23 protein-coding genes and 1 pseudogene are annotated in these 24519 nt (G+C 68.6%); 17 read left to right on the top strand and 7 right to left on the bottom strand.

Translation table 11 applies throughout. From position 1 onward, the window contains the following. Window positions 1–40 precede the first annotated feature (40 nt). The gene (locus EJ105_RS16720) at window positions 41–703 is read left to right on the top strand and encodes a response regulator (RefSeq protein ID WP_250167227.1); all 663 of its coding nucleotides are present in this window, start codon (window positions 41–43) and stop codon (window positions 701–703) included. Next, window positions 700–2043, top strand: a complete 1344-nt coding sequence (locus EJ105_RS16715; RefSeq protein ID WP_250167226.1) for an ATP-binding protein — start codon at window positions 700–702, stop codon at window positions 2041–2043. The genes EJ105_RS16720 and EJ105_RS16715 overlap by 4 nt, the downstream gene beginning before the upstream one ends. Window positions 2044–2052: 9 nt before the next feature. Here the strand turns inward: EJ105_RS16715 and EJ105_RS16710 are convergent, their stop codons facing one another. The 3 genes from EJ105_RS16710 to EJ105_RS16700 form a co-directional block, all read right to left on the bottom strand. Beyond that, window positions 2053–3159 carry a YeeE/YedE family protein gene (locus tag EJ105_RS16710; RefSeq protein WP_024280681.1) on the bottom strand — a complete coding sequence of 369 codons (1107 nt, stop codon included), beginning with the start codon at window positions 3157–3159 and terminating at the stop codon, window positions 2053–2055. A gap of 79 nt (window positions 3160–3238) precedes the next feature. After that, on the bottom strand, window positions 3239–3610 hold the full coding sequence (locus EJ105_RS16705; protein ID WP_024280680.1) for an ArsR/SmtB family transcription factor: 372 nt from the start codon (window positions 3608–3610) through the stop codon (window positions 3239–3241). A gap of 32 nt (window positions 3611–3642) precedes the next feature. Beyond that, a complete protein-coding gene (locus tag EJ105_RS16700; RefSeq protein WP_250167225.1) occupies window positions 3643–4032 on the bottom strand; it encodes a thioredoxin fold domain-containing protein in 390 nt (129 codons plus the stop codon). Window positions 4033–4149: 117 nt separating this feature from the next. Here EJ105_RS16700 and EJ105_RS16695 point away from each other — a divergent pair, with 117 nt between their 5' ends. Both EJ105_RS16695 and EJ105_RS16690 read left to right on the top strand, forming a co-directional pair. After that, on the top strand, window positions 4150–4878 hold the full coding sequence (locus EJ105_RS16695) for a cytochrome c biogenesis CcdA family protein (RefSeq protein ID WP_250167224.1): 729 nt from the start codon (window positions 4150–4152) through the stop codon (window positions 4876–4878). 17 nt (window positions 4879–4895) lie between these two features. Further along, window positions 4896–5459: a SoxW family protein gene (locus EJ105_RS16690; protein ID WP_250167223.1), complete on the top strand. Its 564-nt coding sequence runs from the start codon at window positions 4896–4898 to the stop codon at window positions 5457–5459. A 42-nt stretch (window positions 5460–5501) separates the two neighbouring features. Here the strand turns inward: EJ105_RS16690 and soxX are convergent, their stop codons facing one another. Further along, window positions 5502–6128 (bottom strand): sulfur oxidation c-type cytochrome SoxX, encoded by a 627-nt coding sequence (gene soxX / locus EJ105_RS16685; RefSeq protein WP_250167222.1) that lies wholly within the window; start codon window positions 6126–6128, stop codon window positions 5502–5504. Window positions 6129–6142: 14 nt separating this feature from the next. Further along, complete coding sequence (soxA, locus tag EJ105_RS16680) at window positions 6143–6973, bottom strand: sulfur oxidation c-type cytochrome SoxA (RefSeq protein ID WP_250167221.1); 831 nt, start codon at window positions 6971–6973, stop codon at window positions 6143–6145. Window positions 6974–7229: 256 nt separating this feature from the next. On the opposite strand from soxA, the gene soxY reads away from it, so the two are divergent. The 8 genes from soxY (at window position 7230) to EJ105_RS16640 (ending at window position 14460) form a co-directional block, all read left to right on the top strand. Then, window positions 7230–7703 (top strand): thiosulfate oxidation carrier protein SoxY, encoded by a 474-nt coding sequence (gene soxY / locus EJ105_RS16675; RefSeq protein ID WP_250167220.1) that lies wholly within the window; start codon window positions 7230–7232, stop codon window positions 7701–7703. Window positions 7704–7790: 87 nt separating this feature from the next. Further along, on the top strand, window positions 7791–8120 hold the full coding sequence (soxZ, locus tag EJ105_RS16670) for a thiosulfate oxidation carrier complex protein SoxZ (protein ID WP_250167219.1): 330 nt from the start codon (window positions 7791–7793) through the stop codon (window positions 8118–8120). 101 nt (window positions 8121–8221) lie between these two features. Beyond that, window positions 8222–9916 (top strand): thiosulfohydrolase SoxB, encoded by a 1695-nt coding sequence (gene soxB, locus EJ105_RS16665; protein WP_250167344.1) that lies wholly within the window; start codon window positions 8222–8224, stop codon window positions 9914–9916. Window positions 9917–9994: 78 nt separating this feature from the next. Continuing rightward, window positions 9995–11308: a sulfite dehydrogenase gene (soxC, locus tag EJ105_RS16660; RefSeq protein WP_250167218.1), complete on the top strand. Its 1314-nt coding sequence runs from the start codon at window positions 9995–9997 to the stop codon at window positions 11306–11308. Further along, on the top strand, window positions 11292–12071 hold the full coding sequence (locus tag EJ105_RS16655) for a c-type cytochrome (protein ID WP_250167217.1): 780 nt from the start codon (window positions 11292–11294) through the stop codon (window positions 12069–12071). The genes soxC and EJ105_RS16655 overlap by 17 nt, the downstream gene beginning before the upstream one ends. Before the next feature lie 96 nt (window positions 12072–12167). Beyond that, window positions 12168–12548, top strand: a complete 381-nt coding sequence (locus tag EJ105_RS16650; RefSeq protein WP_250167343.1) for a c-type cytochrome — start codon at window positions 12168–12170, stop codon at window positions 12546–12548. Window positions 12549–12647: 99 nt separating this feature from the next. Next, the gene (locus tag EJ105_RS16645; protein ID WP_029555570.1) at window positions 12648–13169 is read left to right on the top strand and encodes a DsrE family protein; all 522 of its coding nucleotides are present in this window, start codon (window positions 12648–12650) and stop codon (window positions 13167–13169) included. Between the two features lie 4 nt (window positions 13170–13173). Further along, entirely contained in the window at window positions 13174–14460 is a 1287-nt protein-coding gene (locus tag EJ105_RS16640; protein ID WP_250167216.1) for an NAD(P)/FAD-dependent oxidoreductase, read from the top strand. Between the two features lie 12 nt (window positions 14461–14472). Here the strand turns inward: EJ105_RS16640 and EJ105_RS16635 are convergent, their stop codons facing one another. Then, window positions 14473–15618, bottom strand: a complete 1146-nt coding sequence (locus EJ105_RS16635; protein WP_250167215.1) for a cupin domain-containing protein — start codon at window positions 15616–15618, stop codon at window positions 14473–14475. Window positions 15619–15918: 300 nt separating this feature from the next. Between EJ105_RS16635 and arsH the strand changes: the two genes are divergently transcribed. From arsH to EJ105_RS16610, 5 genes are all read left to right on the top strand, one after another. Then, window positions 15919–16641 carry an arsenical resistance protein ArsH gene (arsH, locus tag EJ105_RS16630; protein ID WP_347881327.1) on the top strand — a complete coding sequence of 241 codons (723 nt, stop codon included), beginning with the start codon at window positions 15919–15921 and terminating at the stop codon, window positions 16639–16641. Next, window positions 16638–17822: an MFS transporter gene (locus EJ105_RS16625; RefSeq protein ID WP_250167214.1), complete on the top strand. Its 1185-nt coding sequence runs from the start codon at window positions 16638–16640 to the stop codon at window positions 17820–17822. The genes arsH and EJ105_RS16625 overlap by 4 nt, the downstream gene beginning before the upstream one ends. 333 nt (window positions 17823–18155) lie before the next feature. After that, on the top strand, window positions 18156–23063 hold the full coding sequence (locus tag EJ105_RS16620) for a beta strand repeat-containing protein (protein WP_250167213.1): 4908 nt from the start codon (window positions 18156–18158) through the stop codon (window positions 23061–23063). Window positions 23064–23155: 92 nt separating this feature from the next. Continuing rightward, a complete protein-coding gene (locus tag EJ105_RS16615; RefSeq protein WP_029555564.1) occupies window positions 23156–23650 on the top strand; it encodes a hypothetical protein in 495 nt (164 codons plus the stop codon). A 40-nt stretch (window positions 23651–23690) separates the two neighbouring features. Continuing rightward, window positions 23691–24446 carry a hypothetical protein gene (locus EJ105_RS16610; protein ID WP_250167212.1) on the top strand — a complete coding sequence of 252 codons (756 nt, stop codon included), beginning with the start codon at window positions 23691–23693 and terminating at the stop codon, window positions 24444–24446. Here the strand turns inward: EJ105_RS16610 and EJ105_RS16605 are convergent. Continuing rightward, window positions 24417–24519 (bottom strand): annotated as a pseudogene (locus EJ105_RS16605) (IS110 family transposase); the annotation flags it as partial. The gene EJ105_RS16610 and the pseudogene EJ105_RS16605 sit on opposite strands and share 30 nt — an antisense overlap.

Raw genomic sequence — 24519 nt, 5'->3', positions numbered from 1 at the left:
AAGGTCGGGGTAGAAGGGAAGGGGCAAGGAGAGCGGTGTGATGCGCATACTGGTCGTCGAGGACGATCCGATCCTGATGGACGGCCTCAAGGTGGGGCTCGGCCTCGCCGGGGCGACAGTGGACGATGCGACGACCTGCGCCGATGCGCGGGCGGCGCTCGCGGCCGCGCGCTTCGATGCGGTGGTGCTCGACGTGATGCTCCCCGACGGTTCCGGCCTCGACGTGCTCGCCAGCCTGCGCGCGCAAGGTGACGCGACGCCCGTCCTGCTGCTCACCGCCCTCGATGAGGCGCCGGACCGGGTGCGCGGGCTCGATGGCGGCGCCGACGACTATCTCGGCAAGCCGTTCGACCTCGACGAGCTGAACGCCCGCGTGCGCGCCATCGCCCGCCGCGGCCACGGCCGGGCCGGCCCGTTGCTCAAGGTGGGCGCGCTGGTGCTCGATCCCGCCACCCTCGCGGCGACGCTGGATGGACAGTCCATCGCCCTGTCGCGCCGGGAATTCGCGGTGCTCTCCACGCTCATGGAGCGGCCCGGCGTGATCCGCTCCCGCATGGAGATCGAGGAGCGGCTCTACGGCTGGCAGGAGGAGGTGGAGAGCAATGCCGTGGAGGTGCATATCCACAACCTTCGGGCCAAAGTCGGCCGCGAGACCATCGAGACCGTGCGCGGCCTCGGCTATCGCGTCAGGGGGCCGGCATGAGCTCGCTCAAGCGCAGGCTGGTGCTGATCCTGCTGGCGGCAACCGGCGTCATCTGGCTGTGCGCCACCGGCTGGATCTACGCCTCCAGCCGCAGCGAGCTGGAGCATGTGCTGGACACCCGCCTGCAGGAGGCGGCGCGCATGGTTCATTCGCTGGTGGCCGGCGGCAACATCGCGGCCGCCGAGGCCGTGGCGCAGGCGACAGTCCCGCCGGAGGCCGGCTACGAGCGCCAGCTCTCGTGCCAGATCTGGTCGCTGGACGGGCGCCTCGTGGCGAAGTCCGGCGGCGCGCCCGAGGAGGCGCTGGCGGGACCGGCGGAAGGCTTCTCCGAGCGCACGGTGAATGGCGAGCCGTGGCGGGTCTACACCATCCTCGATCCGGACAAGGGCGTGCGGGTGATGGTGGGCGACCGCATCGGCCTGCGCGACCGGCTGGTGCGCGATCTGGTGGCGGGCCTGCTGGCGCCGGTGATCTTCATCGTGCCCTTGCTGGGCCTGCTGATCTGGATCAGCGTCGGCCGGGGGCTCGCGCCGCTTCATGCGGTGGCCGGCGACATCGCCGCCCGCGATGGCGAGGACATGCGCCCCGTGGCGCCCGCCGCGGCCCCGGCCGAGATCCGCCCGCTGCTGGAGGCCATCAACGGCCTGTTCGCCAAGGTGGAGGCCGCACGGCGGCAGGAGCGCGACGTGACCGCGTTCGCCGCGCACGAACTCCGCACGCCCCTCGCCGGCCTGAAGACGCAGGCCCAGATCGCGCTGGCGGCGCACGACGCGCCGACGCGGGAAGGCGCGCTCCGGCAGATCCTCGTCTCGGTGGACCGCACCACCCGCCTCGTGCGGCAGCTGCTGGCGCTGGCCAAGCTCGAAGGCACACCGTCCCCGCCGCTGGAAGCTTCCGGCGAGACGGAGGCCGGGGCGCTGCTGCGCGACATCGTGCGCCAGACGGCGAAGCCCGGGACGGCGCATGTGGTGGTGGACGACGCTCTCGACGCTGTGAAGCTGAAGGGCGACCGCGAGGCGCTGCACCTGATGCTGCGGAACCTGCACGAGAACGCGGTGGAGCACACCGTCGAACATGCGGCCGGCGGCACCATCGCCTGGCGTCCCTGCGCCGGCGGGCTGTGCGTGGAGGATGAGGGGCCGGGCATTCCCGAGGACGAGCTGCCGCTGGTGACGCGCCGCTTCTACCGGGGCCGCAGCCGCAGCGGGGCGGGGAGCGGACTCGGGCTCACCATCGCCACCATGGCCGCCGCCCGCGCCGGTGCCCGGCTGACGCTGGAGAACCGCTGCGATGGCGCCGGCCTGAGGGCGACCATCGTGTGGCCGCGCGCCGCCGCCTGAGGCGCGCCGTCAGGGCTTGTTGTGGAAGCCGAAGCGGCCAGCCACGCTCTGGCGCACGAAGCCGGTCAGCGAGCCTTCCATCAGCAGCGCGATGCCGAGCCGCGCGCCCACCGCCATGCCCGCCACCGCGAGCGGCCAGGACAAGGCGAAGAGGGAACCGGCCGTCAGGCCCTGCCCGATGGTGCAGCCGCCGCAGAGGATGCCGCCGGAGCCCATGAGCACCGCGCCGAGCAGATGGCGCTTCATCTCGCGCGGGTCGTCGAAGGCTTCCCAGCGGAATTCGTCCGCGAGCCGGGCGGCGGCGAAGGCGCCGAGGGCGACGCCGAAGACGCTGCCGGCGCCGAACTCGGCGAGGCTCGTGGGCTCGAACAGGACGCCGAACAAAGCGCGGGCCACCGGCGAGACGAAGGTGAGGCTCTGCGGCGCCATGGGGTGGGCGAACTCGTCCACCAGCCAGGTGGTGGCGAGCCAGCCGGCGACCACGCCGAGGCCCAGCATCACCCCCGCCGTCATCAGCCGCCCGGCGCGGCGCAGCCTGCGGTCGGCGAAGGCCGGCGCCACCAGCGCGACGCCCGCGACGGCGGTGAGGATGCCCCTGAAATCATGCCCGGTGAGCCGCCCCATGATGGAGGGCAGGTCGCTGGCGGTACCGGCCGGCAGCAGAAGGGCGACGCGCTCCAGCCCGTCCACCCGGATGCCGGCGAAGATGCCGCGCAAGGTCGCGTAGGCGACCGCGCCGAACACCAGCAGCACGACGAGGCTGCGCAGGTCGCCCGAGCCCAGGCGCACCAGCGAGCCGAAGGCGCAGGTGCCCACCAGCGCCATGCCGAGGCCGAACAGCACGCCCCCGGTGAGGATGCCGAGCCAGGGTAGCGCGGTCGTGACGTAGTTCGTGCGGTCGGGGCTGAGAATGCCGGCCATGGTGAGGGCCTGCGTGCCGAGCACGGCGAGGCCGAGGGCGAGCGCGAACACCTTCATGCGGCGCCAGTCGTGGCCCACCATGGCGTCTTCCAGCGCGCCGAAGGTGCACAGGCGGGCGCGGAACACGGCGAAGCCGACCACCCCGCCCACGGCGAGACCGGCCAGCGCGGTCCACCAGGGGCTTGAAACATCCATTGCGCGCCTTCCTCCCTGAGATGGCCGGAGCGGGACTTATGAAGCGTCCCGTCGCCGGCCCGGCGCATTTTTACTGAGCTTACTTTGCGTCCGATGCGGGCGTGCCGCAATACATGTCGTAGATGACCGAGATCACCCGGCGCACATCATCGTTGGCGAGGCTGTAATAGATGGTCTTGCCGTCGCGCCGCGTGGTGACGAGATCGTCGAGGCGCAGGCGCGCCAGCTGCTGGGAGACCGTAGGCTGGCGCAGGGAGAGGATGTTCTCCAGCTCCGTCACCGAGCGCTCGCCCTCCGCCAGCAGGCACAGGAGCAGCAGGCGGTTCTCGTGGGAGAGCGCCTTGAGGAAGTCGCTCGCCTTGCGGGCGTTGCGCATGAGGCGGTCGAGCTCGGGCGAAATCTCCGGGCCTTCCCGCAGCTCGTCCTCAAGGCGCCTGGAAACGATCGACATGTGCCTGCCTTCTCAATCCTGGCGGGGCGACCTCACGGCCGCGCGCCTGCCATCCTGTCCTGTATCGTGTCCCGCATCGTGTTCTGCATCGAGCCGAGCAGGCCCCAGAATGCTTCATCTGAAGCATAGCCGGTAATGCGCCCGACTTCGCGCCCCTCGTCCACCAGCACGAAGGTGGGCGTGAAGCGCACCGGCGCGGCCAGCACCACGTCGCCCGGCGCACCGCTGGAGAGGTCCACCCGGCGGAGCGGCGCGCGCTGCCCCTCGTCGGTCTTCTCGTAGATGGGCGCCACGTCATGGTCGAACTTCAGGCAATAGGCGCAGCCCTTGCGCTCGAACATCAGCAGCTCCCGCGCCGAGGCAGCAGGCGCGAGAAACACCGAAAGACCGGCCGCGAGCATCAGGACCGCTGAAGGGCGCATGAATTCACAATCCAGACGTGGATTTCACAAGACATATTATCGCATTCGCATATATCTTGGGCAAGGACTAATCCGCGCACCTTGAACCGACGCGGTTTCCAACGATCGGGGAGGAGCATGTCTCTCGATGTCAGCCTCGCAGGGGCGTTCCTTGCCGGCCTCCTCTCCTTCGCCTCGCCCTGCGTGCTGCCGCTGGTGCCGGCCTATCTCGGCTTCCTCGCGGGCGCGGCTGCGGAGGACGGGGAGGACCCCGTGCCCGCACGGCGCAGCATCCTCGGCGCGGCCTTGCTGTTCGTCCTCGGCTTCGCCTCCGTCTTCATCCTGCTCGGGGCCACCGCCTCTTCGCTGGGGCGGGTGCTGATGGATCATATCGAGACCCTGACGCTGCTCTCCGGAGCGTTGCTGGTGGTGTTCGGGCTGCACATGACGGGGCTCATCCGCATTCCGCTGCTCTACCGGCAGGCGCGGCTGGAGCCCATGGCGCGGCCGGCGGGACTGATCGGGCCTTACGTGGTGGGGCTCGCCTTCGGCTTCGGCTGGTCGCCCTGTGTCGGGCCGGTGCTGGCGGCGATCCTGCTTGTTGCGGGCGCCGAGGCATCGGTGGGGCGGGGCATGCTGCTGCTCGCTATCTATGCCGCCGGCATCGGCATTCCCTTTCTCATCGCCGCGGCCTTCACCGAGCGGTTCCTCGCCTGGACGCGGGCGGCGCGCAGCCGGCTCGGCCTCGTGGAGAAGATCGCCGGCGGGCTGCTCATCCTCACCGGCATCGCCTTCATGACCGGCTTCATGCCCGAGATCGCCCAATGGCTGCTCGATGCCGCGCCCGGCCTCGGCACCATCGGATAGGACAGGAGGACCTCCCCATGGCAGACCCCACGCTCAGCCGCCGGCGCCTCCTGAAGGCCTCGGCGGGGCTCGCGGCGCTCGTGCCCGCCGCCGCGCAGGCCAAGGCGCACCTCGGCGACGACGGGCTCTATACCGAAGACTGGTACGTGGACAGCTTCCTCGACCTGCCGGAAGACTTCGCCGCTGCGCGCGGGAAGGGGCGGGGCTTCGCGCTGCAGTGGAGCCAGCGCGGCTGCATCTATTGCAAGGAGCTGCACACCGCCTATTTCGCCGATCCGGCCATCGAGACGCCCATCAAGGAGGCGTTCGACATCGTGCATCTGGATCTGTTCGGCGCGCGGGAGGTGACCTTCCTCGACGGCGCGAAGCTCACGGAAAAGGCGCTCGGCCAGCGCGAACGCATCCGCGCCACGCCCACCTTCCAGTTCTTCGCCGAGGTGGATGGAAAGCCCAAGGAGGTGGCGCGCATGCCGGGCCTGCTGCCACGGCCGGAATTCTCCGCGCTGTTCCGCTATGTGGCCGAAGGCGCCTATGCGCGCGAGCCGTTCGATGCGTGGCTCGGCAAGCAGGGCAAGGGCTGAAAAGGAAAAGGCGGGGGCACCGGAGCGCCCCCGCCGGTCACCTCATTTCGCCGGCTTGTTCACCGGCGAGTTCGGATCGAACAGATAGGCCACCACGTCCTTCATCTGCTCCTCGCTGAGCACCCCGTTATGCCCGAAGCGCGGCATGGGCGAGCAGGCGAACACGGCCTGCGCGTTATAGACCTTGGCATAGGCGGCCTTGGCATCCTCGGCTGAGAATTTCCGCTCCGCGCCGTAGTTGACGAGGCTCGGGCCGAGGGTGCCGTAGCTGACTTCCTTCGGGTCCATCTGGTGGCAGGCGTAGCAATTGCCGCCGCTCACCGTGCCGGGCGGATCGGAGAACTGGCCGCCGCGTCCGTTCTGCGCGACTTCCGCGCCCTTCTTCCAGTCGCCGAGCACGCTGCCTTGCGGATACTTCACCGTCTTGGCCTCGCGGGCCATGATGGCCTCGGCCTGCTTGGCGGAGGGCTGGTTGCGCGTGACCGAGCAGATTTCCATGGTCTCGTCGGGCACGAGCCGCGCGGCCCAGCCGTCGGGCAGCTTGGTGAAGCTCTCCTTCACCACCCTGTCCACCACGGCAGGCGGGGCAGGGGGGATCTGCTGGGCGAACGCGATTCCGGGGGCGACCTGCGGAAGAAGAAGCGCCGCGGCGATGATGATTGTCTTCATGGCTCTTCCTCCCCTCAGCGCTTGATGGACGGCACGTTCAGCTCGCCCCCGGCCGCCTGCGCCTGCAGGAAGACGGTGAGCGCGGTGACGGCTTCCGAGGCATAGCCCGGCGGGGGCATCCGCATCTGGCGATAGCAGTCCCACAGCCGGTGCTGCATGGTTCGCAGCGAGCTCTGGGAGACGCGGTAGGTGGGCCAGGAGGCCATGGTGAGCTGGGCATCCTTTCCCGGCTTGTCGAGCTGCGGCAGCCCCTGGAGCCGGATGCGCTTGCCGGGGTCGCCGTGGCAGGTGGAGCAGGAGAAGTCGTTGATGGACGAGCGCCGGTAGAACAGCGCCTCGCCAATGGCATAGGCCTCCTTCTCCTTCGGATCAGCCAGGGGAATGTTGATCTTCATGCCGTTGGATTTGTTGGCGATGAAGGCGACGAGGTCCTCCATGTCCGAGCCGCGGCCGGGGCCGGAGAAGGGCTTGGCCATGATGGGCTTGATGTCGACGCCCTGGATCTTGTCCATGCACCACAAGAGGCGCTGTTCGAGGTCCATGACCTTGCCGGCGTCGGCGAAATAGCGCGGCAAAGCGGCGTAGGCGCCTTCCAGCTTGCCCGGCCCCTGGCCGAGGTCGCAGGCCTCCAGCGAGACGTTCTTGGTGCCGCGCGGATCGGCCCAGATGGCCTCGCCGCGGTCCACGGCGAGATAGCCGGGATTGGCCATGGGATCGTTGATCATGGCGCGGTAGCGCTCGATCTCCTTTTCGCTCGCGTCCTCCTGCGCGCGGGCCGTGACGAAGGGCAAGAGCGCCAGAGCGAGGGCGCACAGGCATGTGAGAATCGTGGCTTTGGGTCGCATGTATCCTCCCCAGCGAGACGTCCGGGGCCTGGGGCCTTCTCGTTGAAGCCCTTGAGCCGCGGCGATCCACCTGCGACGCTCCATCCCTCATAGATGGATGCGATCGGCGGATAGGAGCTACTTTACATTCAAAAAATTCGATATCACAATATGTGAAATTGATCCGCCGAGACCACCGCCGTCACGGGGACGAGATTCAACAAGAACAACGCCAAAAGCCGGCCCTCAAGCGCCGGTCGTGCCAGGAGGAAAACGCATGCCGCCCCGTCTCGACGTCACCCTTGTCTCTACGCGACGCCGCGCGCTGAAGCTCGCCGGCCTCGCCGCATTCGCCGCCGTGCTGGCGCCGCGCATGGCGCTCGCCACCGAGGCGCAGGTGGCGGACGAAATGAAGAAGCTGTTCGCCGGCAAGACCATGGGCGAGGGCAAGATCAAGCTCGACATGCCCGAGATCGCCGAGAACGGCCTCGTCGTGCCCATCAACATCGATGTGGAAAGCCCGATGACCGAGACGGACTTCGTGAAGTCCGTCCACGTCTTCGCCGACGGCAATCCGCTGCCGCAGGTGGTGACCTATCACTTCACCCCCGAGAGCGGAAAAGCCTCCGCCTCCACCCGCATGCGACTCGCGCAGACGCAGAACGTCATCGCCGTGGCGGAGATGTCCAACGGACAGCTTTATTCGGCCAAGGTGCAGGTGAAAGTCACCATCGGTGGTTGCGGCGGCTGATACGACAGTCGAATCACGGCCCGAACACACAAAAGAACAGAACAGGCGCGCGCCGGAGCGCCGCCGAGCAGAAACCGGAGGAAACCCATGGCCCTCAAGTCCCAGCCGCGCGTGCGCGTGCCTGCCCAGGCCAAGGCGGGCGAGATCATCGAGATCAAGACCCTGATTTCGCACGAGATGGAAAGCGGCCAGCGCAAGGATGCCGCCGGAAAGACCGTGCCGCGCGACATCATCAACACCTTCCAGGCCGCCTTCAACGGCAAGCCCTTCTTCACCGCGGAGTGGTTCACCTCCATTTCGGCGAACCCCTACCAGTCCTTCTTCTTCAAGGCGAAGGAGAGCGGCGAGTTCACCTTCACCTGGAAGGATGACGGCGGCGCCGAGCAGAAGGCCACCGCGAAGCTCACCGTCGCCTGAGGCGACGCCCCTCGCATTGTTCCGTTGTTGTCGGTGGACGCGCCATCGGATCTCGCGATCCGGTGGGCGCTCCCGCCATGACCTGAGAAAGCGTGGCCCTCATGATCTCAAGGCGCGATTTTCTGTCCGCCGGAACGGCCCTCGCCGGCCTGCTCGCCGCCTCCGGCACCGGGCTGGCGCAGGCGGTCGGCGCGCAGGCGCTGAGCCAGGCGGATTTGCTGAAGTTCGGCAATGCCGGCACCTTCACCATCCTGCACATCACCGATATCCACGCCCAGCTCGTGCCGCTCTATTTCCGCGAGCCTTCCATCAATCTCGGCGTGGGTGAGGCGCGGGGCGTGCCGCCGCACCTTACCGATGCAGCTTTCCTCAAGTATTTCGGCCTGAAGGGCGGCACCCGCGACGCCTATTCCCTCACCTCCGAAGACTTCACCCAGCTCGCCCATACCTATGGACGCATGGGCGGCGTGGATCGCATCGCCACGTTGGTGAAGGCGATCCGGGCCGAGCGCGGCGCGGACAAGGTGCTGCTGCTGGATGGCGGTGACGGGCTCCAGGGCTCCTGGTCCTCCCTGAAGACGCAGGGCGAGGACATGGTGAAGGTGTTCTCCGCCCTCGGCACGGACGCCATGGTCGGGCACTGGGAATTCACCTACGGCGCCGACCGCGTGACCGAGATCAAGGAGAAGGCGCCCTTCGCCTTCCTCGCCCAGAACGTGCGCTCGGCCGAGTGGCAGGAGCCGGTGTTCGATGCGGCGAAGACCTTCGAGAAGGGCGGCGCCAAGGTAGCTGTCATCGGCCAGGCCTTCCCCCGCACTCCCATCTCCAACCCGCGCTGGATGATCCCGGACTGGGAGTTCGGCATCCGCGAGGAGGACATGCAGAAGCAGGTGGACGCCGCCCGCGCCGGCGGGGCCGATGCGGTGGTGGTGCTCTCCCACAACGGCTTCGACGTGGACCGCAAGATGGCGTCCCGCGTCTCCGGCATTGACGTGATCCTCACCGCCCACACCCATGATGCCATGCCGCGCGCGGTGGAGGTGGGCAAGACGCTGCTGGTGGCCACCGGTTCCCACGGCAAGTTCGTGTCCCGCCTCGATCTCGACGTGAAGGACAAGAAGGTCACCGGCTATCGCTTCCAGCTCATCCCGGTGTTCTCGGACGTCATCACGCCCGACGCGGAGATGGCGAAGCTCGTGACGGACATCCGCGCGCCCTATGCCAAGAATCTGTCCCGCGAACTCGGCCGCGCCGACAGCCTTCTCTACCGCCGCGGCAATTTCAACGGCACGTTCGACGACATGATCTGCGATGCGATCATGAAGGAGCGCGACGCGGAAATCGCCCTCTCCCCCGGCTTCCGCTGGGGTGGCACGCTGCTGCCGGGTGATCCCATCACCTTCGATGCCGTGGCCAACGCCACCGCCATCACCTATCCCGCCTGCTACCGCAACACCATGACCGGCAAGCAGCTGAAGGACGTGCTGGAAGACGTGGCCGACAACATCTTCAATCCCGATCCTTACTTCCAGGGCGGCGGCGACATGGTGCGCGTCGGCGGGGTGGGCTATGCCATCGACGTGTCGAAGGGGTCTGGCCAGCGCATCTCCGACCTCACCTTCCTCAAGACCGGCAAGCCGCTGGAGGCCGACAAGGCCTATACGGTCGCCGGCTGGGCCTCCATCGCCCAGAATGTGGAAGGCCCGCCGGTGTGGGAGCTGGTGGAGCGCTACGTGACCGACACCAAGGCCGTGAAGATCGCCCCCAACGCCTCGGTGAAGGTGACGGGCGCGTGAGGCGCAACGCCCTTCCGGCACACGATTCCAATCAAAATATTCAAATCTACGAATAAAAGAATATCAGGGAGGACGCCCATGTCCGACACCAGTCTGCCCCCGACGGAACGCGCGACCGGCGCGAAACCGTCGCTCTCCCGCAGGCGCTTCCTCAACCTCGCCGGGATCGGCGCGGGCGCCGTTGCCGCCGGCGGAGGTTCCGCCCTTGCCGCCCCGGCCGCCGGCACGCCCGATCCCAACATCGTGCCGGTGCCCGACTGGACCAAGACGCTGGGCGCGCCGGTCAACGAGAACCCCTATGGCAAGCCGTCCGTCTTCGAGAAGGACGTGGTGCGCCGGGAGGTGACATGGCTCACCGCCAGCTCGCAAAGCTCGGTCAGCTTCACCCCGCTCTACGCCCTCGACAGCGTCATCACGCCCAACGGCCTGTGCTTCGTGCGGCACCATGGCGGGCAGGCGGAGATCGACCCGGACAAGTATCGGCTGATGATCCACGGCATGGTGGACAAGCCGCTCGTCTTCACGCTGGAAGACCTGAAGCGCATGCCGGGCCGGGTGAACCGCCCCTATTTCCTCGAATGCGCGGCGAATTCCGGCATGGAGTGGCGCGGTGCGCAGCTCAATGGCTGCCAGTTCACCCACGGCATGATCCACAATCTCTTCTACACCGGCGTGCCTTTGAAGACGCTGCTGGACATGGCCGGCGTCAATCCCAAGGGCAAATGGGTGCTCGCCGAAGGCGCCGACGCGGCGGTGATGACGCGCTCCATCCCGCTCGAAAAAGCCATGAACGACTGCCTCGTCGCCTTCGGCATGAATGGCGAGGCGCTCCGGCCCGAGCAGGGCTATCCGGTGCGGCTCGTGGTGCCGGGCTGGGAAGGCAACATGTGGGTCAAGTGGCTGCGCCGCCTCAAGATCGGCGACCAGCCCTGGCAGCAGCGGGAGGAAACCTCGAAATACACCGACCTTCTCGCCGATGGCCGCTCCCGCCGCTTCACCTTCGTGATGGATGCGAAATCCGTGGTGACGAGCCCGAGCCCGCAGGCGCCCCTGAAGCACAAGGGGCCGAACGTGCTCTCCGGCATCGCCTGGTCCGGGCGCGGCACCATCGCGCGGGTGGATGTGTCGCTGGACGGCGGGCGCAACTGGACCACCGCGCGCCTCGACGGGCCGGCCACGCCCATGTCCATGACGCGCTTCTATCTCGATTTCGACTGGGCCGGGCAGGAGCTGATGGTGCAGTCCCGCGCCATGGACGACACCGGCTATGTCCAGCCCACCAAGCAGGAGCTGCGGGCCATTCGCGGCACCAATTCCATCTATCACAACAACGGCATCCAGACGTGGCTGGTGCGCTCCAACGGGGAGACGGAAAATGTGGAAGTCGGCTGAGACGCTCCTCGCTTCCGCCTTGCTCGCCGGCGCTCTGGCCGTCTCCGGCATGGCCGTGGCCGATCCCCAGCCCGCAAAGCCCGCGGCGAAGGCGGAGAAGGATAAGGCAGGCGCGGACAAGGCCCGGCAGGCGGTGAACGTGGCGGCTCCCGCTGCGACCGCGCCGACCGCCGCCAAGACCATCGCCCTCGGCCGCCCCGCGCTGCCCGAGGAGATCGCCGCCTGGAACATCGACGTGCGCGCCGATGGCGAGGGCCTGCCGCCGGGCAAGGGCTCGGTGAAGGAGGGAGAGGAGCTGTTCCTGCAGAACTGTGCCCAGTGCCACGGCGAGTTCGGCGAGGGCGCCGGCCGCTGGCCGGTGCTGGCCGGCGGGCGCGGCACCCTGAAATCCGAGCGGCCGGAAAAGACCATCGGCTCCTTCTGGCCCTACGCCTCCACGGTCTATGACTACGTGCACCGGGCCATGCCCTTCGGCAGCAACCTGTCGCTCTCGCCGGACCAGACCTACGCCATCGTCGCGTATCTTCTGAACCTCAACGATCTCGTTGCCGAGGACTACGTGCTCTCGAAGGACAACTTTCCAAAGGTGGATTTGCCCAACGAGGCCAACTTCTACGACGACGACCGGGAGACCTCGGAAAAGGCCTTCTGGAAGAAGAACCCCTGCATGAAGGACTGCAGCGGCGAGGTCCATGTCACCGCCCGCGCCCAGATCCTCAACGTGACGCCGGATGGCGATCAGCCCAAGGGGAATCTGGAGTGAGCCGCCCGTCGTGACACCAAGGAAGGGTCCCGGCCGCGGCCGGGACACCACACAGCCCCTCCAACGGAAAGGACGAGGATCGTGCGCATCCCCGTGATGGTCGCCCTCCTGCTCGGCGTCGCCGCTGCCCCGGCGCACGCCGACCCGGACATCGCCAAGGGCGAGACCGTGTTCAAGAAGTGCATGGCTTGCCATGCGGTCGGCCCTGACGCGAAGGTGAAGGTCGGCCCGCCCCTCAATGGCATCGTCGGCGCCAAATGGGCGCATTTCGAGGGCTATTCCTATTCCCAGGACATCAAGGACGGCGCCGCCGCCGGCAAGGTGTGGGACGAGGCGACCCTCAGCGACTACATCGAGAATCCCAAGCACCTCGCGCCCAAGGGCAAGATGGCCTTCGCCGGCGTCAAGAACGAGCAGGAGCGCGCCGATCTCATCGCCTTCCTCGCCCAGTTCAAGCCGGACGGCTCGAAGAAGTAGTTCGCGCGCCGGCCCGCCGCGCCGTTGCGGAGCGGGGGCGGCGGGTGGCACAGTCCGAAGCACACGGCGCGCCAGACGCCGATGACGGGAGAGGAAACCATGCCCCAGTTCGACCGCCGGGCCTTCCTCGGCACCATGGCGCTTGCAGGCGCCGCGCCGATCGCGGCCTCAACGTCGGCCCACGCCGCCGTGCAGTCGCTCCAGCTCGCCGACATCAAGAAGGAAGCGGACACCGCCTGCGTCTATCACGTGGACTATGGCGACCATGCCCGGTTCGCCCAGACGCTGAACAACATCAACAACCATTACGCCTCCTACGGCGCCGATCCCTTCGCGCTGCAGATCGTGATGGTGGCCCATGCGGGCGGCATCAAATTCTTCCTCGACAATCTCAACGGCACCATGTGGGAGAAGGAAACCCTCGATCCCACGCTCAACGAGAAGATTGCCGCCCTCGCCAAGAACGGGCTGAAGGTCTACCTGTGCGCCTACACCTTCGAGCGCAACCATGTGCCCAAGGAGAAGGCGCGCGATGAGGCCTTCATCGCCTTCGTGCCCTCCGGCATCGCCACCGCCGGCGCATTGCAGGGCAAGGGGTTCGGCTACCTCAAGGTCGGCTGACGACATGGGGCTTGAGGGCCTGACGCGCGCGGGCGTCTCGCGGCGGGCGCTGCTGGGCGGTTCGGCGCTGGCGGCGGCGCTGCTCTGCGCGCCGCACGTCGCCGCGCAGGGCAAGCCGCGCGTGGTGATCGTGGGCGGCGGCGCCGGCGGGGCGAATGCCGCACGGGCGCTGCTGCGCGATGGCCGGGTGGAGGTCACGCTGGTGGAGCCGGAGCCGCGTTACGTGGCGGTGTTCCACTCCAACCTCTGGCTCGGCGGCCTCATCGATTTCGCCGCGCTGGAATTCGGCTATGAGGGCCTCGCGCGGGCCGGCGTCCGCGTCGTGCCGCAACGGGCCGACGCCATCGACCGGGAGCGGCGCGAGGTGCGGCTCGCCGATGGCGGGCGCCTTCCCTACGACCGCCTCATCCTCTCCCCCGGCATCGATCTCGACTATGACAGCGTGCCCGGCTGGAGCCGTGCCGCCGAGACGGCGATGCCCCACGCCTGGAAGGGCGGCGCCCAGCTGCGCCTCCTGAAGGAGCGGCTGGATCAGGTGCCCGACGGCGGCCTCATCGTCATCACCGCCCCGCCCAACCCCTTCCGCTGCCCCCCGGCGCCTTACGAGCGCGCTTCCATGATGGCGCATCGCCTGAAGAGCACCGGGCGTGGCGGGGCGCGCATCGTCATCGTCGATCCGAAGCCGAAATTCTCCATGCAGGGTCTCTTTCAGGAGGGCTGGGAGGGGCACTATCCCGGCATGGTGGAATGGATGGCGCCTGACATCTCCGACGGCCTCGTCTCGGTGGACCCGGCGACAGGCACGGTCGTCACCGGCTTCGAGACCTATAAAGAGGCGGCGCTGGTGAACGTGATCCCGGCGCAGAAGGCCGGCGCCATCGCGCGGCAGGCGGGGCTCGCGGACGCATCGGGCTGGTGCCCGGTGGACGCCGGCTCCATGGCCTCGGCGCTGGACCCGGCCGTCTTCGTCATCGGCGATGCGGCCATTGGGGGCGACATTCCGAAATCCGCGTTCGCCGCCGGGAGCCAGGCGCAGGTGGCGGCGCGGGCGCTGCTCGCCGGCCTGTTCGGCGCGGCTGCCCCATCGGCCAGCTATGCCAGCACCTGCTGGAGCCTCATCACGGCCGACGACGCGGTGAAGGTGAGCGGGCTTTACCGGCCGGAGGACGGCCGCATCCGCGAGGTGGAGGGCACCGTTTCAGCTGCCCGCGAGCCGCCGGCCCTGCGCCGTCGCCAGCTTGAGGAAAATGCCGACTGGTACCGCGCCATGGTCGCCGGCATGTTCGGCTGAGCGGCGCCTGCGCTATTCGTAGAGATAGCCCACCGGGCTGCCGGCGAGACGGTCGCTGCGCAGGTCCGCGCGGGTGATGATCCGGCCGGCGAGGGCGTCGATCTCGTCCCGCTGACCGGGCGTCCACATCTTCAGGGCATCGAAGCCGTTGAGGAGGCCGAGCCGCAGGATCTGCGTGTCCTCGCCGATCTCGGCAAGCCGGATGGCACTCTTGCCGGCGGTCACGGTATCGCCGGTGGCCAGTTCGATGGTCTTGCCCGCGCCGTCCGCGAAACCTGCGGTGCCGCGGATGAGGCGGTAGACCACGACTTCGCCCTTGGCGAGCCCTTCCGCATCGGCCGCCATCGCCGACTTGGGCAGCACCGCGCCGCCGCGCGGATCGGTGGCGATGATGTGGCCGATGACGAGATGGCCGCTCGGCGCCTCGATGCCGAGGTCACGCACATGCACCGGCATGGGGGAGGCCAGCGGCCCCAGCGCATCGGCCGGGTAGGGGCGGAACAGCGCGTCGAGGGCGAGCGGGTCCTGAACCCAGAAGCCCGCGCCCTTTGGCCGGTTGTGCAGCGGATGCTTCCAGGCGGTGCGGGGCGTCTCGTCCTCGCGGATCTTGTCCGGCCGGACCACGGTGGGGTTCGGGAAGGTGGAGGGATCGGTGATGAAGGCTTCGAGGAACTTGCCGGAATAGCCCATGCACAAAGGGTCCGGCACCACGGTCTGCGGCGTCTTCAAATTCTCTTCGGTGGAGAGGCCGGACCATGTGTAGAAGAGCTGGCGGTGCACGATGGCGCTCTGCAGCATCGCCGCGCCTGGCCCCACGTAATGGACCTTGCCGTCATAGTCGAAGGTGAACATGCCGGAGGTGACGAGCACCAGCTGAAAGCCGCCGGGCGGCAGGTGCAGGTGGAAGTCGGTGGGCCCGGTGTCGTCCCGGTAGATGGGCAAATTGGTCGCCACCTCCTGCAGCAGGAAGGCGCCGTTATTGGCGTTAAGGCCTTCCAGCGCGCGGTGATAGAGGGCCTGCGGCCGGTACACCGGATCGTAGCTGATGTCCTTGTAGCGATCGATGGCGATGAAGGCGTCGCGATTGAGGGCGATGGGCGCCCCATCCGGCTGCATGAGGCCGGGCCATTTGAAATCGCCCATGGACTGAAGACCCATAGCAATCTCCCGGTTGCGAAGCGGATGCGGGGCCGTGAAGGCTTCGGGATATATTCGGGCGGCCGCGCGCGGCGTCAATCGAATATTCCGGATCGCGGCAGAATGATTGGAACGTGATTTTACGATCCGTCTAATGGTGCGCAGTATTTGTACTTTTGATGATATTTTGACTTTCACGCTGCTCACGTCGCGTGCACATACTCCCGCGCGGCGCAACGCCGCCGGGAGCGGATCGATGCTGTGAGCCGTGCGCGGGCCTGCTATGAGAGCGCCGGAGCCAGCCCAGGCGAGGACGCCCCCGTGACCGACGACACCCTCCCCAACGTAACCGAGGCCCTGTTTCACGTCCCGAGCCTCGACCGGCTGCTCCCCGCCGTGCCGTCGCGCCATCCGCCGCGCATCCTGCTGCTCTACGGCTCGCTGCGCGAGCGCTCCTATTCCCGCCTGCTGACGCTGGAGGCGGAGCGGCTGCTGAAGCGGCTCGGCGCGGAAACGCGGGTCTACCACGCGGATGGCCTGCCTCTGCCCGATGGCGCCCCGGTGGAGCACCCCAAGGTGGCGGAGCTGCGCGAACTCACTTTGTGGTCCGAAGGGCAGGTGTGGTGCAGCCCGGAGCGGCACGGCGCCATGAGCGCGGTGATGAAGGCGCAGATCGACTGGATCCCCCTCGCCCTCGGCGCCATCCGTCCCACGCAGGGGCGCACGCTGGCGGTGATGCAGGTGTGCGGCGGCTCGCAATCCTTCAACGCCTTGAACCAGATGCGCATCCTCGGCCGCTGGATGCGCATGCTCACCATTCCCAACCAGTCGTCCGTCGCCAAGGCCTATCAGGAGTTCGACGAGGCGGGCCGGATGAAGCCCTCCGCCTTTTACGACCGGGTGGTGGACGTGATGGAGGAGCTGGTGAAGTTCACGCTGCTGACGCGCGACATCTCCCCCTATCTCACCGACCGCTACAGCGAGCGCAAGGAAGCGGCCGAGGCGCTGGAGGCGCGGCTCGCCCTCGACGCGGCCGTGCGGTGAGCGCCGCCTCACCCGCCGGGACGGAGGGCGCCGGCCGTTCGGTCATCGCCGCGCTGGGCGTGGTGCAGATCCTCACCTGGGGCTCGTCTTTTTATCTGCTCACGGTGCTGGCCGGGCCGATTTCCAAGGATACCGGCTGGCCGCTGCAATGGATCGTCGGCAGCCTCTCCGTCGGGCTTCTGGTGGCGGGACTCGTCTCGCCGAAGGTGGGCGCGCTGATCGATGCCCGCGGTGGGCGGCCCGTGCTGGCGGGCGGATGCGCGCTGCTGGCCTGCGGCCTCGCCTTGCTGGCGCTGGCGCCGGGGCCGGCGATGTTCATGCTGGGCTGGTGCATCGCCGGCGCGGGCATGGCGGCGAGCCTCTATGACGCCGCCTTCGCCGCCCTCGGCCGGCTCTATGGCGCTGGGGCACGGCGGGCAATCACCATGCTCACCCTGTGGGGCGGCTTCGCCAGCACGGTGTGCTGGCCCATCACCGCCTTCCTCGATGCGCATCTGGGCTGGCGGGCGACCTGCCTCGTCTATGCCGGCCTCCATCTCTTCGTGTCGATCCCGCTGGTGCTGGCCTTCATGCCGGCGATCGCGCCGCGGGCGGAGACCGGCCGGCCGGCGCGGGGCGGGTCGGTGGTGCTGGGCGGGCGGGAGCGCATTTCCTTCCTGCTCATGGCCGGCATCGTCACCCTCATCGGCACCATCGCCTCCGCCATGTCGGTTCAGGTGCTGGCGCTGCTCCAGTCGCGCGGCCTGAGCCTCGCCGAGGCGGTGGCCGCCGGGGCCTTCATCGGCCCGGCGCAGGTTTTCGCGCGCATCATCGAGCAGGCGTCCGGCGGGCGTCACCATCCGCTCTGGACGATGATCTGGGCGGTGGCGCTCATGGGGCTGGGGCTGGTGCTGCTGGCAGCGGGCTTTCCCATCGTCGCGGTGGCGCTGGTGGCCTACGGCGCCGGCAACGGCATCTTCTCCATTTCCAAGGGCACGGTGCCTTTGGCCGTGCTGGGGGCGGAGCGCTATCCCATCCTCGCCGGCCGCCTCGCCCGGCCGGCCTTGCTGGCGCAGGCGCTGGCGCCGCTCGGTGCAGCGCAGCTGCTGACGGCCGGCGGGGCGGGCGCGGTGCTCTCGGCGCTGATCGCCTTGTGGCTCGGCGCGGCGGTGCTGCTCGCGTTGCTGTGGCGGCAGGTGTAGCCCTCAGGGGGGTAGCCCTCAGGGGTGTAGCCCTCAGGGCGCGAAGAATGCCGGCGAGAGCTTCGGGAAGACCTTGCGAGCATTTGTTGCGTTACGTAACTCTAGGTTAACCATGATAGGAAATTCTGTCCCCACCCGAAACGGCTGCTTCGCTGTCGCCGACCGGCGCCCCTCTGGCGGGCCGGTCGCGTGCGCGGACGTGCGCCGGAGTCCTTGTGCCGCGCTAAAGGGGGCGCGTCCGGGACCGGGAGGGAGGACAAGCGCATGTTCGGCGCCACGCATGGGCACAGACCTGGCCGGGTCGTAACCGGGACCCATCGGCGCGCGCGCCTCATGCGCGCGCTTCTCTCGGGATCGGCGCTCGCCACGGTGCTCGCGGGCCTGATGCCGGCGACGGTCGCCTACGGCGCCTGCGTCACCTCCGGACCGGTGGGCAACCCCACGGCGCTCGATTGCTCGGGCGCGAGTTCGGCCGCGGCGGTGGTCACGGACAACACCATAACCATCACCACAGCCAACGACACGAGTATCACGGCGGCCGCACCCATCTCGGTGGTCGTCGGCTCCGGCCTCGGCGGCGGCGATATCATCCTGAACAATATCGGCGGCAGCTTCACGGCGACCACCGACGGCATCTCGCTGATTTCGAGCGGCGCCATCTCGCAGGCGGCCGGCACCGGCATCGGCGCCACGGTGACGGCGGACAGCTATGCCCTCACGCTTCTGCCCGCCACCGACGCCAGCGTGCGGGTGCTGGCGGGCGCGAGCCTCAGCGGCGGGGCGAGCGGCGTGCTCGCTTCCACCACCGGAAATATCGACATCGCGGCCGAAGGCGGCACTTTCAAGGGCACGACTTCGGACGGCCTCACCCTCATCGCCGTCGGCAACATCACGGTGAACGATTTCGCCGGCAGCGCCACCGGCGGCCAGAATGGCCTGTTCGCCCAGTCGGTCAACGGCACCATCGCCATCGACCGCTTCACCGGCAGTGCCGATGGCACCGGCGCCAACGGCGTGTTCGCACAGGTGACCGGAACGGGCGACATCAACATCCGCAACTTCAGCGGCAGCGCGACGGCGGGCCAGAACGCCATCTTCGCCCAGGCCAATGCCGGCACCGTCGATCTCTCGGGTTTCAGCGGCACGGCGGACAGCACCAGCGCCAACGGCATCTTCGCCCAGGTGGTCACCACCGGGGACATCTCGCTGAAGACCTTCAGCGGCAGCGCGACGGGCAGCCAGAATGGCATTGTCGCCTTCGCCACCACCGGTGCCATCGATGCCTCCGGCTTCAGCGGCACGGTCAAGGGCACGGCTGGCAGCGGCCTTCTGCTCTCGACCACGACAGGCGCCATCACCGCCGACAATTTCGCGGCCGGCGCGGGCAGCGGGCCGTTCCTCACCGGCGGCGCAGCCGGCCTTCAGGCGCTGTCCACGTCGGGCGCCATCAGCATCCAGAATTTCGGCTCCAGCGCCCAAGGCGGGCAATACGGCATCTTCGCCCAGACCGGGGCGGGGAGCGTCAATTTCTCCGGCTTCTCCGGAACCGCGACGGGCACCAGCGACTACGGCATCTATGGCCGCACCACCAGCGGCGCCATCACCGCCGACAATTTCACCGGTGGCTCCGCCGGGTCGCCCAACATCGTCGGCGGCGCCAACGGCGTGATGCTGCTCACCGACACCGGCGGCATCAGCGTGAAGAATTTCGCCGCCAGCGCCTCGGGCGGGCAGTACGGCATCTTCGCGCAGGCGGGCACCAGCGGGGACATCACTGTCTCCGGCTTCTCCGGTACGGCGACGGGCGGCACCGGGGCGGGCGTGTTCGCGCGCACGCTGGGCGGCAGCGTCACCGCCGACATTTTCAGCGGCAGCGCTTCGGGCGGGCAATACGGCGCCTTCTTCAACGCCACCGGCGGCGACCTCTCCATCCAGACCTTCTCCGGCACGGCGAAGTCCACGGCGGCGGGCGGGTTCGGCCTCTATGGCGAGGCCACCGGCACCATCACGCTTACCACGTCCGGCAGCGCATCCATTGAAGGCACGCAGGATGGCGTGTTCCTGAAGCAGATGGGCGGCAAGGTCGCTGTGAATTTCGGCGGCACCACCGAGGTGAAGGGCTCCAGCGTCGGCCTGCGCGTGTCGTCGGATGCGGGCAGCAGCGGCGACATCGTGGTGGAGACGGCGGCCGGCACCTCGGTCTCCGGCGCGGTGGGCGGCATCCGCATCGACAAGACCGGCACCTCCGGCTATGTGGACGTGACGACCGCCGGCACCGTCTCCAGCAGCGGCGGCGCCGCCATCGCGGCCGTCTCCTCGGTGGAGGGGACGACCCAGACCAAGATCGGCGTCACCGGCGCGGTGACGGGCAATGTCGGCGGCATCGTCGCCGACACCACCAGCACCAAGGGCAACGCCACCACCCTCATCACCACCGATGCCACCGTGAAGGGCGGCACCGGCACGGCGGTGAAGGGGCTCGCCACCTCGACCACGGGCGACGCCGTGAGCCGCTTCACCCTGCGCGGCGCCATCACCGACAGCGCCAGCGGTGCCGACGCTTCGGCCACCGCGGCGGGCACGGCGACCACCGAGGTGAAGGTGGAGAATGCCATCACCGTCTCGGGCTTCGGCGTGCGCGCGGTCTCCACCGGTGCCGGCGGCTCCGCCACGGTGACGACGACGGCGAACGGCGCCATCACCTCCGGCGCGCAGGGCATCGACGCCAGCGCCACCGGCACCGGCATGAGCGTCACCGTCACCACGGACGGCATCGTGAAGGCGGGCGGCGCCGGCATCCTCGCCGCGCTCACCGGCGACAATGGAACGGTCAACGTCACCACCAACGCCAAGGTCACGGCGGGCGCCACCGGCATCGATGCCGGCCTCTCCGGCGCCGGGGGCACGGTGACGGTCAAGAACACGGCGGAGATCGACGCGACGGGCTCCGGCATCCTCGCCCTCAACACCGGCGGCGCGACCACGATCACGGTCGCCGGCAAGATCACGGCGGGCGGCAGCTTCGGCGTGGGAGCGACCTCCGGCGGCGCGGGGGCGGCGCGGGTCGACGTGGGCGCGGACATCACCAGCGCCGGCGCCGGCGTCGCGGCACAGACGGGCGGCACCGGCGACGTGACGGTGACGCTCGCGGACGGCGTCCGCATCCTCTCCGGCGGCACCGGCATCCGCACGCTGGCGGGCGGCGGCGGCGCCACCGTCGTCACCCTCGGCACCGGCGCGCGCGTCTATGCGGATGCGGGGCAGGGGGGCACCGGCAACGGCATCCGCGCCGACGGAACGGGCACCGTCGCGGTGGGCATCGGCGCCTTCAGCGTGGTGTCCGGCTCGGGCGCATCGGAAGACGAGGCGGTGATCCGCGTGTCGAGCGGCACCGGCACCACCATCGATGTCGGCACGGGTTCGCTGGTCAGCTCCTGGACCTACGCGGCCAATGGCGACCTCGCCAGCGCCGCCGGGCGCGTGGCGATGCGCGCAGATGCGGGTTCCACCACCGTCACCAACAACGGCACCGTGGTGGGCCGGGTGAGCTTTTCCGACGGCAACGACACCTTCAACAATCGAAGCTCCAACACCTGGGTCACGGTGGGCGCCAACAGCTTCGGCGGCGGCATCGACCAGGTGAACAATGTCGGCCTCACCGTCACCGCCCTCAACGGCGCGCAGGGGGAGACCACCACGTTCACGGGCCTCGAAACCTTCGTCAACGGCAGCCTCGTTTCGACGGATGCCGGGCTGCTCACCATGATCGACGAGACGCCCGGCCAGACCGCCTATAACGGCGCCCGCGACGTGACCTATGTGAGCGGCGTGTTCGTGGGGCAGGGCAACAGCCGCCTCGGCATCGATGCCTGGCTGGGCGGCCCCGGCTCCACCGCCGACAGACTGGTGGTGGGCGGCCTCGATGCCAACGGCAACCCGTTGCCCGCCGGCACGGTGGCGACGCAGGGGCAGACGGCCATCGTCATCAACGACGTGAGCGGCAGCGCCGGGGGCTACAATCCCAAGGGCATGATGGTGGTGGAGGTGGTGAACCCCGATGCCGTCTCCTACGGGAAGTACGGCACGCAGGAGGCGAGCTTCGTCATCTCCTCCCAGTCGGCCGGCTACGATCCGCGCTTCGGCGGCGTCATCGACAAGGGCGTGTTCTTCTACGACCTCGTGACCCGCGGCAACGACACCTACCTCGTCGGCGTGCCCGACCGGGAGGCCTACGAGCTGCCGCGCCTCGTCACCGGCGCGCAGAGCATCTGGTACGAGACCAGCGGCGGCTGGCTGGACCGGCAGGCAGACCTGCGCACCTATCTCGACGGGGGCAATGGCGGCGTCGTCGGCAAGGCCCCCGGCGCCGGATCGCAGAGCGTGACGCCGGGCGTGTGGGCCAAGGCCGTGGGTAGCTGGGGCCTGCGCGACTCGAACGCCACCGCCACGGTGCCGGGCGCGGCCTACACCTACGACATGGGCTATGCGCAGGACACCTACGGCTTCATCGCCGGCGCCGACTTCGGCAAGACCAATGTCTCGGCGTCCGGCAAGGATGCGGTGATGTTCGGCGTCATGGGCGGCTACGTCACCTCCCAGCTCGGCTTCGATGCCTCGCCGACCTCCGCCAATTATTCCGGCGGCACGGTGGGGGCCTATGCCACCTACCTCAACCGCAACTGGTTCGTGGACGGCCTGTTCAAGGCCGACATCCTCTCCATGGATTACACCGCGCCGACGCTCGGCGGCCCGGCGGCCTACGGGCAGAGCGTGCGGGCGACCAGCCTCGGCTTCACGCTGGACACCGGATACCGGGCGAAGCTCGGCGCCACCGGCTTCTTCGAGCCCATTGCAACGCTGAGTTATGTCTCTACCCGCATCAACAACCTGCCGCTCCTCGCCGGCACGGCGGCGGACTTCGGCAGCAATGACAGCCTGAGGGTGGGCCTGGGCGCCCGCGTGGGCGGGCCGGTCTATGACAACGCGTCGCTGCGCATCGAGGCCAATCTGAATGCGCGACTCTGGTACGAGTTCCTTGGGGACAATACGGTGACCATCTACAACCCCGGGTTGCCTTTGACCGTCGCCGACGACTTCAACGGCGCCTTCGGCGAGATCGGCGGCGGCTTCAACGTGTTCGCCAAGGGCAACGGCTGGAATGGCTTCACCACCGCCAGTCTCAAGTTCGGCGAAGGCTACGCGGCGGCGAACGCGCGGGGCGGGGTGCGCTATCAGTGGTAGGGACATGGCAGGTATGTCCCACCTCCTGACGGTTGATTGTGCAGCCGCATGGTGAGGCCTAAGCTGGCGCGCCCAATCTGAAAGGAAACGTCATGCGCGCCGCCACAGCGGTCCTGGTGCTGGGTTGTCTCGTCGCGCCGCTCTCGTCGGCGCGGGCCGATGACTGCCAAAGCGTGGCGGACGCCTATGATCGGCTCAGCAAGGTTCCGGCCTACCGGCAGGTGGCCGCGATGGCCGGCGCGCCCTTGATGGAGGCCGTGATCGTCGGCGATGTCATGTACGTCAAGCATGGGGCCAAGTGGACCAAGATGCCGCTTGGACCGGGTGGACGCGTGGAGATGCAGAAGAAGGTCATTCCCGGCGCTTCCAGCCTCAAGGACTGCCGACGCGTCGGCCCGGAGACGGTGCAGGGCAAGAATGCGGTGGCCTACGACTACACGCCGCCGCCCATGCCGGGAGCCCCCGCGTTCGATCCCCAGCGGGTGTGGATCGCGGTGGACAGCGGCCTGCCGATCCGCATGACCTCCAAGCAGCAGCAGACCGACGTCGTCATCAGCTTCGACAACGTGGTCGCGCCCATCCCCTGAGCCGGTCCGCCCCACCGCGCCGTGGGGCTCGACCGTATGGATGGTGTACCGTACCCCCTTGCTGGGGCGTATTTTTTTGCTGGGCGGACACGCAATCCCGAGCCCGGCCGCACTTTCAGCTCCGGATATGTGCTATGGACGGATGCTGGCTTCGGAAAGAAGCGCGCCGATGAAACGCCGCTCGTACATCGCGTCCGTGACGATCGCCTACGCGGTCGGCGCGCTGTTGTGGGTCTACTTGTCCGACCGCTTCATCGAGAGCGTCGGCGGCTCCATTGGCTTCGGCGTTTTCTCCACCCTCAAGGGGTTCGTGTTCGTCGCGGTCACGACCGCCCTTCTCTATTTCGCGCTGCATGCTGCCGCCCAGGGCACGGACGAGGCCCGGCCGGTCCTCGCGTTCCGGAGCTGGGTGCTGTTCGCGCTCCTCGCGCTGCTCACGCTGCCGGTGGGGCTCATCAGCTATGCGGTCTTCCGGTCGGCCTCCGACACGCTGCTCGGCGAGCGCAGGGGGCAGCTCGAATTCATGACCGAGGCGGTGGCCCGATCCATCGATGCGGACGTGGCGCGGGGGATGCTGGATGCGACGCCGCAAGCGCCGCAGCAGCCGCAGGCGGCCCTCCTCGCCATCGTCACCGACGGCAGCGCCGGCTTCAGCCGCCTGCAGGAATTCGCCGGCCTGATGGGCGACAGCGGCCGGGTGCTCCTCGCCACCAAGACCGGTAGCGACGGGCGATGGATGATCGCCGGCAACTGTGTTGAGGGCTGGTCAGGTTTGGAAGGTGACGTTGTCGCGTAGGAGGGCGTTTGCGGTGACGACGATGCGTCTGGCGATGGCGACGAGTGCGAGCTTTGGTGGTTTTCCTGCGGCG

It is taken from the genome of Xanthobacter aminoxidans, from assembly GCF_023571765.1.
Taxonomy (GTDB): domain Bacteria; phylum Pseudomonadota; class Alphaproteobacteria; order Rhizobiales; family Xanthobacteraceae; genus Xanthobacter; species Xanthobacter aminoxidans.
The sequence above is the reverse complement of the archived record's forward strand: the minus strand, read 5'-3'. Positions and strand labels throughout refer to the sequence as shown.

Excerpts from the sequence above, each read along its gene's own strand:
- EJ105_RS16720 (WP_250167227.1), top strand. The coding sequence starts at position 41 with ATGCGCATACTGGTCGTCGAGGACGATCCGATCCTGATGGACGGCCTC.
- EJ105_RS16715 (WP_250167226.1), top strand. The coding sequence starts at position 700 with ATGAGCTCGCTCAAGCGCAGGCTGGTGCTGATCCTGCTGGCGGCAACC.
- EJ105_RS16710 (WP_024280681.1), bottom strand. The coding sequence starts at position 3,159 with ATGGATGTTTCAAGCCCCTGGTGGACCGCGCTGGCCGGTCTCGCCGTG.
- EJ105_RS16705 (WP_024280680.1), bottom strand. The coding sequence starts at position 3,610 with ATGTCGATCGTTTCCAGGCGCCTTGAGGACGAGCTGCGGGAAGGCCCG.
- EJ105_RS16700 (WP_250167225.1), bottom strand. The coding sequence starts at position 4,032 with ATGCGCCCTTCAGCGGTCCTGATGCTCGCGGCCGGTCTTTCGGTGTTT.
- EJ105_RS16695 (WP_250167224.1), top strand. The coding sequence starts at position 4,150 with ATGTCTCTCGATGTCAGCCTCGCAGGGGCGTTCCTTGCCGGCCTCCTC.
- EJ105_RS16690 (WP_250167223.1), top strand. The coding sequence starts at position 4,896 with ATGGCAGACCCCACGCTCAGCCGCCGGCGCCTCCTGAAGGCCTCGGCG.
- soxX (WP_250167222.1), bottom strand. The coding sequence starts at position 6,128 with ATGAAGACAATCATCATCGCCGCGGCGCTTCTTCTTCCGCAGGTCGCC.
- soxA (WP_250167221.1), bottom strand. The coding sequence starts at position 6,973 with ATGCGACCCAAAGCCACGATTCTCACATGCCTGTGCGCCCTCGCTCTG.
- soxY (WP_250167220.1), top strand. The coding sequence starts at position 7,230 with ATGCCGCCCCGTCTCGACGTCACCCTTGTCTCTACGCGACGCCGCGCG.
- soxZ (WP_250167219.1), top strand. The coding sequence starts at position 7,791 with ATGGCCCTCAAGTCCCAGCCGCGCGTGCGCGTGCCTGCCCAGGCCAAG.
- soxB (WP_250167344.1), top strand. The coding sequence starts at position 8,222 with ATGATCTCAAGGCGCGATTTTCTGTCCGCCGGAACGGCCCTCGCCGGC.
- soxC (WP_250167218.1), top strand. The coding sequence starts at position 9,995 with ATGTCCGACACCAGTCTGCCCCCGACGGAACGCGCGACCGGCGCGAAA.
- EJ105_RS16655 (WP_250167217.1), top strand. The coding sequence starts at position 11,292 with ATGTGGAAGTCGGCTGAGACGCTCCTCGCTTCCGCCTTGCTCGCCGGC.
- EJ105_RS16650 (WP_250167343.1), top strand. The coding sequence starts at position 12,168 with ATGGTCGCCCTCCTGCTCGGCGTCGCCGCTGCCCCGGCGCACGCCGAC.
- EJ105_RS16645 (WP_029555570.1), top strand. The coding sequence starts at position 12,648 with ATGCCCCAGTTCGACCGCCGGGCCTTCCTCGGCACCATGGCGCTTGCA.
- EJ105_RS16640 (WP_250167216.1), top strand. The coding sequence starts at position 13,174 with ATGGGGCTTGAGGGCCTGACGCGCGCGGGCGTCTCGCGGCGGGCGCTG.
- EJ105_RS16635 (WP_250167215.1), bottom strand. The coding sequence starts at position 15,618 with ATGGGTCTTCAGTCCATGGGCGATTTCAAATGGCCCGGCCTCATGCAG.
- EJ105_RS16620 (WP_250167213.1), top strand. The coding sequence starts at position 18,156 with ATGCGCGCGCTTCTCTCGGGATCGGCGCTCGCCACGGTGCTCGCGGGC.
- EJ105_RS16615 (WP_029555564.1), top strand. The coding sequence starts at position 23,156 with ATGCGCGCCGCCACAGCGGTCCTGGTGCTGGGTTGTCTCGTCGCGCCG.
- EJ105_RS16610 (WP_250167212.1), top strand. The coding sequence starts at position 23,691 with ATGGTGTACCGTACCCCCTTGCTGGGGCGTATTTTTTTGCTGGGCGGA.